This is a genomic window from Kamptonema sp. PCC 6506 (assembly GCF_000180455.1).
In the GTDB taxonomy this organism is placed as follows: domain Bacteria; phylum Cyanobacteriota; class Cyanobacteriia; order Cyanobacteriales; family Microcoleaceae; genus Kamptonema; species Kamptonema formosum.
The window spans coordinates 1-10458 of the sequence record NZ_CACA01000136.1; the positions used below are offsets into that span (position 1 = coordinate 1).

Consider the following 10458-nt stretch of genomic DNA (forward strand, 5'->3'; position numbering starts at 1 on the left):
CTTTGGTTGGGTGCGTAAGTTCTATATGTTTTACCTATTTTCACTAACGACGAACAACTAACGACGAACAACTAACCACTAACAACTAACGACGAACAACTAACCACTAACCATTACCTATTACCCATTACCAAATCAGAAAAAAGCACCTATAAAATTACAGGCGCTTTATCCAATTCACAATTTCAATACCGCCCATCTCGAATTTTAACGGTATCTCACAACCACCATTGTTCTATAAGCTCGTTCCCGGCGCGGATAGTACATATAGTGCTGGCGCGGGTTCTGGTTCCTATTGTAAGCAGGGCGCTCAGAATTAGAGTATCGACAGTTGCCATAAGCACCGTTAATGGTGGCAGATTCTTCAGCAGTCAGTTCTGTAAACAGCGAGTCGTTTTGAGCTTCTTGCATGATTTATTTCCTTTGGTTTGATTGTCTGAAAAATTAGTAGTTAGAACTCACGCATTTTTACGAAAATATGTCATTGCAAGCCAAGAATTGCAATCCTCATGATATTGCTTCTATGTACTCGCAATGACAAGCAATCTTGGCGTAAGTCTTAGTAGTAATACTGCACGACTGCACTAAATGTAATCGTGCCTCTGCTGCGCCTGTAGTTGTGACGGCGGGAGTATTCCTCCTGATAGTGGCGGCGACGGGGATACTGATAGACATAGCTACTATTGTAGCCATAACGACGACGGCGGTGAGACGCACCATTGACGCTGAGCGCTTCTTCATCAGTGAGTTCGCTGAAGAGTGTTTGGTTATTTGTTTGTTCCATGATTAACTCCGTTTAAGTAGACTGAATCCTGAAAAATATCAGGAATTTGTGCGGATTTGTGGCTCTACCCTGTGAATTCTGATCCAGACTTCTAAAGCTATCCTTGGTATCCGGACAGCTTGGGAGAAATATGCCAAAATTAAGTAGGCGATAGGTTAAAATGTCTCGCACTCCTCAACCCAGACCGCTTCATTCTTTACAAAGTGATGAGTTTTTACCCCCTTTGAGTCGTTGGATGACTTTGGGAGGGGTGTTTCTGGTAGGAACCTTTGGGGCGGCGATCGCACTTGCTAGTGTTACGAAGTACAGCTCAACTGTAAGGGCGGCGGCGATTGTTCGTCCGGCGGGAGAGGTGCGAATTGTCCAGGCGGCAACGGAAGGAACGCTGGAAAGTATCACTGTAAGTGAGAATCAGACGGTGAAGGCAGGGGATGCGATCGCGAAAATTGATAGTTCTCGCCTCCGCAGTCAAAAAAACCACTTGCAAGACAATATTCAGCAATGCGAGATGGAATTAAATCAAATAAATAAGCAAGTTAATGATTTAGAAAATCAGATTTTTGCTACTTTACAATCAAAGCAACCTCCAAATACTACTCAGGTAATTATTGAAGAATCTGTGGAATCTGCGCTTGTACGATTATCAGCATCTATACCAGATATTGCTCAGCAACTTGCGAGAGATTGGCGAACTTTGAGTGTCAAACGATCTGATATTCAAAAGCAAATTATTCAGGGTAGGAAAGAACTAGAACAAATTGCAGTTAAACTGGAAAATAGTGTAGTTAAAGCACCTACAGATGGTACAATTCTGAAAATGGAATTGCGAAATCCCGGACAGATGGTGGAATTAGGTGCTGCGATCGCGCAGATTGTTCCTAGTGATGTACCGCTTGTAGTTAAGGCTAGAGTTGCGGCTCAAGATATTGGTCAAGTTAAACTCAATCAACCCGTACAAATTCGGATTTCTGCATTTCCTTATCCAGATTATGGTACGTTGAAAGGTAAAGTTAGTGGGATTTCACCGGATGCGATCGCACCTCAAAATTCTAGTAGTGGTGAAGCTTATTATGAAGTGATCGTTCAGCCAGAAAGAGCTTATTTAGTTAGACAGGGTTCTGGTAGCAGTGGCTATTTTTTAGGAACGCAAAAGGCTGATGCTGCACATCAATATCCGATTCAGTCGGGAATGGAAGGAAGAGCTGATATTATTGCTTCACAAGAAACAGTTTTAAAATTTGTAATGAGAAAAGTGAGGTTACTTGCTGATTTTTAAGGCTATGGTTAGGGGCTAGGGGCTAGGGTAAGAAGGGGGAGATGGGGGAGATGGGGAGGATAGGGAGATTAGCAATTAGCGATTAGCAATTAGCAATTAGCAATTAGCCATCTAATCTTTCCACAAAACAATACCTCCCAATAACCCGTTCACATTCGGTACAACTTTAACATTTGGCGGCAACTCCATAGTAATTTTTTTAGTATTGCCACCGCCGATATAAAGACAGTCGCAATTAAACAGATTTTGAAGAGTAGCGATCGCTTTTTCCAAACGACGGTTCCACCTTTTTTGACCGACTGCATCTAAGGCCGCGCGGCCTAACTGTTGTTCGTAAGTTTCTCCCTTGCGAAAAGGATGGTGTCCCGCTTCCAAATTGGGTACTAATTTGCCATCCACGAATAGGGCCGAACCAAAACCAGTACCAAGAGTAATGACTAATTCCACGCCATGACCAGAAATTGCCCCCATTCCCTGCATATCTGCATCGTTGACAACCCGGACTGGTTTACCTAAGCGATCGCTAAGAGTATTTCCAAAGTCAAATCCGACCCAATCCGGGTCTAAATTTACGGCCGTTTTAGTAATACCGTTGGAAACTACACCAGGGAAACCCACAGACACGCGCTCAAACTCGCCTTGTTGGGCAACTAAAGATGCGATCGCAGCGAGTACAGGTTCCGGTTTAGCCGGTTCAGGCGTTTCCACTCGCGCTCGTTCCGCGATCGGTTGGCCTTCTTCGTTTAAAATCATCACCTTGATGCCGCTACCGCCAATATCAACGGCGAGAGTGCGAACAGATTTATCTTGTGTTGTCATTTGGTCGTACTCAAACAGATAAGTTAATCAGATTTTAACTTTGAATTGGCAAAAATTTTGCATCTCCTCCCAAATTTCAGGAAGAACATTTGTCAAGGCATGATCGCTATTTAATTCGATTAACTGCACCCAAGGACGTTGATCGGCAAAATCTCTGCTAGATTGAATTGGTATGACTTCATCATCTTTGCCGTGAAAAATTAAGGTCGGCACGGGGCGCTGCAAATCTTCATCTCGATATTGAGCTATATCGATCGCAAATTGATAATGTAATGGTAGATACTGATTTTTGCCGTAGTGGTACACAGATAAATATCCTTCTGACTGCCACTTAGCAAGCTGCTCATCTCCTAATTTCGGCAACCAATGTGATAAAAACCCAAAAGCTGGCGCTAGTAAAATTATCCGTTGCACTTCTATATTTTGCTGTGCCAGAATTGCTGCTGTTAGCCCGCCAAAACTAGAACCAATTAATCCAATTTTCCCTTTGTCAACACTAAGTTGAGATTTTTCTAATTGTCGAAATTCAGCCTCAACTTGTTGAAGTTGTCGTGTTAGAGTCAGATGGGAAAAATCCCCTTGATTGAGATCGGGTAATTTCAGGTTAATTCCTAGCTCGAAAAAGCGATCGCTCAGATATTCTGCCTTGGCAGACTGAGGACTAGAAGCAAACCCGTGCAGATAAATATAGTTACAATAATCTTCCTGAGTCATGACATAAGTAGCTCCACCTAATTATAGGAATTACGCAAAACTGTTTGTAACGCCGCCGTCCCAGTGGTAAAGATACCACAGAGACGGCAGCGTTACAATATTAATGCGTAAGTCGCGTAAATGTTACTTTCTAGCTATCACCGCTGAGGTCTATTTCCACCTCTATTCTGATTGGTAACATTCTCCCGACGCTCTTGCATCAGTTGTGCCAATTGACGGCGCTGCTCTGGGGTTAAAACTTCCCGCATCGCCAGCATAATATCAAATTGCAACTCTGCCATCCGCTGTCCATCCGCTAAAACTTGACGGTGTTTTTCGCGAATTTGACTCTCCGAAGCAGTACCGCTCATCATATTCATTAACTCTTGTCGAGAATTACGCATTGCTTCTCGGCGCTGAGTAATTTGGTCTTTATATTGATTGCGAATTGCCTGCATTTTCTGCTTTTGATCGGCGGTTAAATTTAGTTTCTCAAACAACTGACCGCCATCGCGCATGGGAGGGCCTGGCTCCTGTGGAGCTTGAGCAATTGTTTGAGGTAATTTAGGAACTGCGATCGCAGCAGTGCTCCCTAGAGAGAGCATTAAAAAGGCTAAAGCTGAAAAACGGCGCAATAACATGAATGTCACCTATTTGATATTGGTTAGTTGTTAGTTGTTAGTTGTTGATTGTTGGTTGTCAGTTGGAACTGTCATCGGTAGCAAATTAGAATCGCTGACACCTCCATCCCAATTACTGAGAAGAAATGCTTCTAGGTGAGCTTCTTCAGTAGCACTAAGTCTTGTAGGAGTTAGAGTATGATAGCCAGACCAAGCAACTAACAAGCTAGCAGCAATAGCAGGGGGAAATACCCACAAGCGATTTTTAATTTTTGCTTTCCCCTTAGCAAATAGCGATAAGATAGGTGAATTTTTAATTGTATCTTTATCTCTATTTGTAACTAAGCTTTTTCCTTCTATAGCTACCATTATTCTTTGCTCTAAATCTGGTGCTTCTTCAGGAAGAATTGGACGATATTGCTTTAAAAAGCTAACTAATTTTTGGTCGCTAATTGGTTCATTCATAGCTGCACTCCTTCTTGTTGTAAAAATTCTCGCACAGTAGCTCTAGCACGAAACAGTCGAGATTTAACAGTTCCAATAGGCACTCCCAAAATTTGAGCAACGTCTTTTTGGGGAAGGTCTTCTAAGTCGTGCAGCACTAAAACACTGCGGTGCTCAAAGCTGAGTTTTTCTAAGCCTCGCTTGACTAAATCTTGATAGTGTATCTGCATTAAATCAAAGTCTACTGAGATTTTTGAGTTGGCATCCACACTAAGATTTTCCTCTATTGTCAGTTTAGAATTAAACGATCGCTGCTGGGCAAATGCTTGCCTTTGATCCGCAGCAACATTCCAGGTAATTCTATAGAGCCAAGTGGAAAAGTTGTCTCGCTGTTTGAGTTTGGGTAGTCCTTTCCAGACTCGTAAAAATACCTCTTGTACTAAATCATCTAAGAAAAATTGACCGCAAAGTTGGTAAAGGGTCGATCTGACTTTGTTTTGATAGCGTCTGTACAGGTGGCGAAAGCAGGTGCGATCGCCTTCCAAGCACTGAGCGATTAGGTACGAGTCAGAGTAACCGGGTATGGCATCGGTTGGCACAGCTAACACCAGCAGAGTCTCCTCTCCAGTTTGATATCTTACGGGTTTAGACAGTGGATCTCGAAAAAAGGTTCAATCTGAGATCTAGCAGCAATAGCCAGAGTGCTAAGATACCTGTGTAACAGCGGCAATTATGTCATTTTTTCTGGGCTGATGTGAATTATGGTTGCGGTGTGACCGAAGGGTTAGGAATCGCGATCGATCCTGCGATGATTGATAAATTGGCTGTGCCTGTTGGGGTGTAGTTGGTGATGGGAAGTCTTTTTTGATTGGATTTTTTAAGGGTGCGGAGTCCGCACTTTTTCTTTTTTTCTGACTTTTTCAAATAGTTCTCTCATCAACTACTCTAATGTGGGATATTCATCTTCATGAACGTACATTTCATTGGGACTCTTAAAGAAGTCTAATTCATCTCTACAGTATTTTGCGTGCTTCAATTCCTCTTCTGACCATTTATTGTTTTTTGTGTGCAACATTACCAGATCTGTTGAAGAACCATGTTTTGGTATATCCCCTGAAACATTTACACCGATACCAATCACTGTAAAACATTCGCTGAATCGACAAAGCGAGGCAACACATCTGGTTAGAAGCTTATTTTTGCGCTCTTCAAGCGTACTGTCGCTGTCATAAGCAAAAAAGACATACCCAACATTACTTAAGGGTGATTGAACAGATCGAGAGGATACACGCCCAGCCTTACTAAGTTCAAGAAATTTTTTGAAAGCACTACCAAGTATCCTCCTTGAAAATCGATGTTCTCGAACAAGGACACGAATAGCTAGTTCAGACTCAGACATATCTGGGCCAAGCCAATTCTCCCCATCAAATCCGCCATCACACAAGAATTCGATTAACCGATCCCAGGTATAACTTTCAGCATCTCTCTGCAATTTTGCCTTGAACTCAGGTTTATTGCTAAATCCCTCCCAGAGATCATCCTCAAGGATCATCATGTCTACTTCTGAGGGAAACTGACGACCATTATGCAAGTAAATAGCAAGCAAGTTTTCCTCGCCACCGTTGATAATAACTGATGTCTTTGATAAAAATTTCTCTGTGTCACTCAAATAATTAACGAAGTCACTTATAGTATCCAAATGACGAAGAAGTAAAAAAAATGATTTTTCGTCTAAGACGTGGTAAAATTCATCATTGCTATCATCAGGAGAACTGATAGGAACTTCTCTTTTACCACCAAAAGCAACTGCTATGCGATAGTAGATTCTTTCACCTTTTGAAGGAAGTTTCAAACCTTGAGAGCCATCTTTCTTAACAACATATTCCGCTTGTTCAAGCCATCGAATCGCACCCTTGATCTGTTTTATCGAGTCTTCAATAGCTTTTTTTTGCCAACGCTTCCAATCAACCGGGTCATCCGTATTCTTGAGTTGGATGTCTTTAACACTTATTACGATTACATGGGGTTCACATATTACTAATACATCACACAACTCTTTACCTGGAGTTTTTCCCTGCGGGTTAATGTAACTCCATAGTGACAGAAAAGACTTTTTGCATATATCGTACACAAACTGCTCAGACTTATTAACTGCGTCATTCATAAAATTGTCTCCTCTTATAAAAGATTAACCTTAACATTCTTTATCTTAAGCCGTTGTAGCATAGCTGTTAGCCTGCTTACACCCTCACCATTTCCTGCGTAAGTTCGGGAAACACTGGCTCAAACCGTAATACCATAATCTACTTTGATTGTAAACCAATAGATTCATAAGTGCGACCGTTGCGATCGCACTCTTCCTTAATCAATCTTACATCACTAACAGTAGAATGACGGTTTGGGCCGTTTCTCTAAAACCTATCGGACTATTGATGTGAATCAGATAAAAAGAGCATTTTTCCAGTAAGTATAAGTCTCATTTCCTATATGTTTTGCCTCTTCTTTGTAAATATCATCTAAACATTTTAAGAAGGCTTGAGCATAAGGTTTTAATCCCAGAATTGTCAAACTTGTGAGGATTCTCGTGACCCTCAAGTAATTGTGGTCAAATCTATTAATCCATTCAGTTTTTCTTTGTGAGTATTCATCTGATTTTGTAATTTCTATCTCATCACTTCCCCGATCGTTACATTGTAGTCCGTAAAACTTTAGCATGATTTTAAGGGACGTAATCAATCTATTTCTCAGGTTAGCGTTGGTTCTAAATGCTTGAATGATTTCCTCATTTAAAGTCGGTGCATAAGGGTTGAAACGACTTTTTTCTACCAAGGGAAATAGCCACTGAATATAATTATGTATTGCCTCTAGTTTCTGATAGTTCCATGACCACATCTCTTCGATCGTGCGACCGTCTGCGTTAGGTGTCTGACCACTATAAAAGGCTAAAATACCCCCTTTGGGATAATTTACTAAATCTTGTTTATCTGATTTAATATCCATTGTTTCAGAATCCCTAATTACATAAGTTATCGCAAAGTTACAAACTCTTCGGCTGTGGATGGATGGATGCCAATGGTAGCATCAAAGTCTTTCTTCGTAGCTCCCATATTAACCGCGATCGCCATACCCTGAATAATCTCCGCAGCATCTTTTCCTACCATGTGAACTCCCAAAATGATGTCAGTATTTTCCTCAACTATTAACTTAACAAAGGTTTTCTCATCAGCACCAGTCAAACTGTGGAACATGGGGCGAAATTTACCGCTATAGCATTTGATTGAATCCCCAAATTTTGCTCGCGCTTGTGCTTCTGTCAGACCAACGCTAGCAGATTCTGGTTGAGAAAACACCGCAGAAGCTACATTTTTATGACTAATCGCTCTAGGGTTATTGCCAAATTCAGTATCGGCAAAAGCTCGACCTTCGCCAATAGCAACTGGTGTTAAATTTATCCTATTTGTACAGTCTCCAACGGCAAAAATATGAGGCTGGCTGGTACGACTATTTTTTGTAACTGCGATCGCGCCTAAGACTGTCTCAACTCCCGCCTTCTCTAAACCCAATCCCTCTAAATTTGGACTGCGACCAGTAGCACAAAGTAAAGCGTCTACTGTTATTGTTCCTTGGCAAGCTCCCCACAATCTTAATTTTAAACCCTCTGGCGTTTTTTCAATTTGCTCAACAGCGCTTTCTGTCAAAAATTCTACCCCATGTTTAGTCATTCCTTCTTGAATGTTGGAGCGGATATCTTCGTCAAAACCGTTTAAAATTAAGTCTCGCCTGATGATTTGATTAACGCGACTTCCTAACCCGTTCATAATGCAGGCAAATTCAACGCCAATGTAGCCGCCACCCCAAATTGCAATCCGCTTTGGCTGTTCTTTTAGCAAGAATATCTCGCGAGATGTGATGCTGTGTTCTATTCCGGGAATGTTGGGTTTGACTGCTTCGCCACCTACTGCAATTAAGATTTTCTCTGCTGTGATTTTGCGATCGCCAATTTCGACAGTGTGGGGGTCTACAAATTTGGCGAATCCCGAAATCAATTCAACTCCGGCTTTTTCCAGCAAGCTGATGTGCAGTTTACTCAACCTGCGGACTTCGTTATCTACGGCTGTTACGAGTTTTAGCCAATTAAAGCTACTCTCCACTTCACTCCATCCGTAACCGATCGCATCTTGATAAAGGTGCGAGAAACTAGAAGCGTAGACCATTAGCTTTTTGGGTACGCAGCCGCGAATTACGCAAGTACCCCCAACGAGATCCCCTTCTGCGATCGCAACTTTCGCTCCGTAACTAGCCGCCCTTTTAGAAGCCGCCAATCCCCCAGACCCCGCGCCGATCGTAAACAAGTCATAATCGTATGCCATAATTGTTATCTCCTCTACTATTAAGATTGTAATAAATTTGCTCTTGATTTTTTTAAATTGTCTCTCAAAATTTTTATTTTTTCTGTGAAAACCACTTGCATTTATTAACTTGACATGATATTATTTTATAATGGAAATCTGTCCGAATTTTTTATTTTTTTCACCATCCCATTATTTAAATAATACCACAATAGACCATCAAAACATATATAAAAATGTAACATTTTTTGCCGTCACCAGCCTCAATTATCAACTTTTGCTGTTTATTGCCAAAATTTTTAACCAAGATTAAATCTAACAAAACTTACGGGATCTCTGCCATTTGCTATCATTCCGAGGTCATTTACTCAGGACTTACGCAAAAATATGTGTAACGCCGCCATCCTCGCGGTTTCTTTAATTTAAAATGGTTATTGTCAGCAAAAAACTACCAACCAAATATCTCAATCAGGAAATAAATCATGTCAAAACAACCATCAGAAAACATCAATGCTTCCCAGATCAACCCTGATACAGGATTTCTCGATCCTGCCAACATCAGATTAATCTCCACTCCCCCCATCGACCCAGCAGATGACCCATTATTCGACCCCAACTTTTTTAACCTCACAAATGATGAGGACGTAGTTTCTCTCGCACCTCGTATTCTACGTTCTACTCCAGGAGGTTTAATTGCTCTAGCTGGAAATGATTTTGTCAAAGGATCTGACGAGCCCGAATTAATCAACGGAAATGCAGGCGAAGACACCTTAGTTGGTAGCGGTGGAGACGATACTTTGCGAGGCGGTATAGATTTTGACCAACTTTATGGAGGGAGTGGCAACGACATTCTCAACGGGAATAAAGAAGACGATTATATTATTGGAAATGAAGGAAACGATGTGTTGCGCGGTGGCAAAGGCAATGACAATTTAGTAGGTGAGGAAGATAACGACACCCTGATAGGTGATGGGGGTATCGATAAGCTTTGGGGAGGTGCAGGTGAAGATATTTTTGTGCTATCGAAAGATTCAGCCGTCCCCAATCAAGAAGTAGGTTCCCTTCAACCCCGGTCTAATAACGATCAGTTTATTATTGACCCAGTTATTGCCGATTTTATTTTAGACTTCACTCCTGGTTCTGGAGATGCGATCGGCTTGACTGGAGGAATGACACAGGACGATATTGTTGTCACGGAAAGGTTTTTAACAATTGGCGATCGCAGAGATTTTGACAGCAGAGGCCCTTTTTCCTTTGGGAATCCCAAGAACTTTGGATTTTCAATTAGAAAATATTAAGGTATCGGTAATTAGGGAAACCAGCAGTGGCAATATTCTAGGCATGGTCAAGAATATCTCTCCCGAACAACTTAAGTTTGTATCTATCTCAGATCGAACACTAGGTTTAGGGTAAAACAGTAGTTTGTTAACTGTTAACTGTTAATTGGTAATTGGTAATTGGTAATTGGTAATT

The 10458-nt window shown here is 41.4% G+C and carries 13 protein-coding genes; 2 read left to right on the plus strand and 11 right to left on the minus strand.

The window, feature by feature from the left end:
* Window positions 1-207 precede the first annotated feature (207 nt).
* Together OSCI_RS07895 and OSCI_RS29745 are read right to left on the minus strand one after the other, a co-directional pair.
* A complete protein-coding gene (locus tag OSCI_RS07895) occupies window positions 208-411 on the minus strand; it encodes a hypothetical protein (protein WP_019487251.1) in 204 nt (67 codons plus the stop codon).
* Between the two features lie 148 nt (window positions 412-559).
* The gene (locus tag OSCI_RS29745; protein WP_007354379.1) at window positions 560-784 is read right to left on the minus strand and encodes a hypothetical protein; all 225 of its coding nucleotides are present in this window, start codon (window positions 782-784) and stop codon (window positions 560-562) included.
* A 160-nt stretch (window positions 785-944) separates the two neighbouring features.
* Between OSCI_RS29745 and OSCI_RS07900 the strand changes: the two genes are divergently transcribed.
* Window positions 945-2060, plus strand: coding sequence for an HlyD family secretion protein (locus OSCI_RS07900; protein ID WP_007354380.1), 1116 nt, complete (start codon window positions 945-947; stop codon window positions 2058-2060).
* Window positions 2061-2171: 111 nt separating this feature from the next.
* On the opposite strand, the gene OSCI_RS07905 is transcribed toward OSCI_RS07900, so the two are convergent.
* The 9 genes from OSCI_RS07905 to gor form a co-directional block, all read right to left on the minus strand.
* On the minus strand, window positions 2172-2879 hold the full coding sequence (locus OSCI_RS07905; RefSeq protein WP_007354381.1) for an ROK family protein: 708 nt from the start codon (window positions 2877-2879) through the stop codon (window positions 2172-2174).
* Window positions 2880-2906: 27 nt separating this feature from the next.
* Window positions 2907-3593, minus strand: coding sequence for a YqiA/YcfP family alpha/beta fold hydrolase (locus OSCI_RS07910; protein WP_007354382.1), 687 nt, complete (start codon window positions 3591-3593; stop codon window positions 2907-2909).
* Window positions 3594-3730: 137 nt separating this feature from the next.
* Window positions 3731-4213 carry a Spy/CpxP family protein refolding chaperone gene (locus tag OSCI_RS07915; RefSeq protein WP_007354383.1) on the minus strand — a complete coding sequence of 161 codons (483 nt, stop codon included), beginning with the start codon at window positions 4211-4213 and terminating at the stop codon, window positions 3731-3733.
* A gap of 30 nt (window positions 4214-4243) precedes the next feature.
* Window positions 4244-4657: a hypothetical protein gene (locus tag OSCI_RS07920; RefSeq protein WP_007354384.1), complete on the minus strand. Its 414-nt coding sequence runs from the start codon at window positions 4655-4657 to the stop codon at window positions 4244-4246.
* The gene (locus tag OSCI_RS07925; RefSeq protein WP_007354385.1) at window positions 4654-5244 is read right to left on the minus strand and encodes a sigma-70 family RNA polymerase sigma factor; all 591 of its coding nucleotides are present in this window, start codon (window positions 5242-5244) and stop codon (window positions 4654-4656) included. The genes OSCI_RS07920 and OSCI_RS07925 overlap by 4 nt, the downstream gene beginning before the upstream one ends.
* Window positions 5245-5395: 151 nt before the next feature.
* Entirely contained in the window at window positions 5396-5560 is a 165-nt protein-coding gene (locus tag OSCI_RS29750; protein WP_007354386.1) for a hypothetical protein, read from the minus strand.
* 16 nt (window positions 5561-5576) lie between these two features.
* The gene (locus tag OSCI_RS07930; RefSeq protein WP_007354387.1) at window positions 5577-6800 is read right to left on the minus strand and encodes an NERD domain-containing protein; all 1224 of its coding nucleotides are present in this window, start codon (window positions 6798-6800) and stop codon (window positions 5577-5579) included.
* Window positions 6801-7075: 275 nt separating this feature from the next.
* A complete protein-coding gene (locus tag OSCI_RS07935; RefSeq protein ID WP_007354388.1) occupies window positions 7076-7636 on the minus strand; it encodes an opioid growth factor receptor-related protein in 561 nt (186 codons plus the stop codon).
* Between the two features lie 26 nt (window positions 7637-7662).
* Window positions 7663-9006, minus strand: coding sequence for a glutathione-disulfide reductase (gene gor / locus OSCI_RS07940; RefSeq protein WP_007354389.1), 1344 nt, complete (start codon window positions 9004-9006; stop codon window positions 7663-7665).
* A 461-nt stretch (window positions 9007-9467) separates the two neighbouring features.
* Here gor and OSCI_RS27830 point away from each other — a divergent pair, with 461 nt between their 5' ends.
* Complete coding sequence (locus OSCI_RS27830; RefSeq protein WP_007354391.1) at window positions 9468-10283, plus strand: calcium-binding protein; 816 nt, start codon at window positions 9468-9470, stop codon at window positions 10281-10283.
* The last annotated feature ends 175 nt before the right edge of the window (window positions 10284-10458 follow it).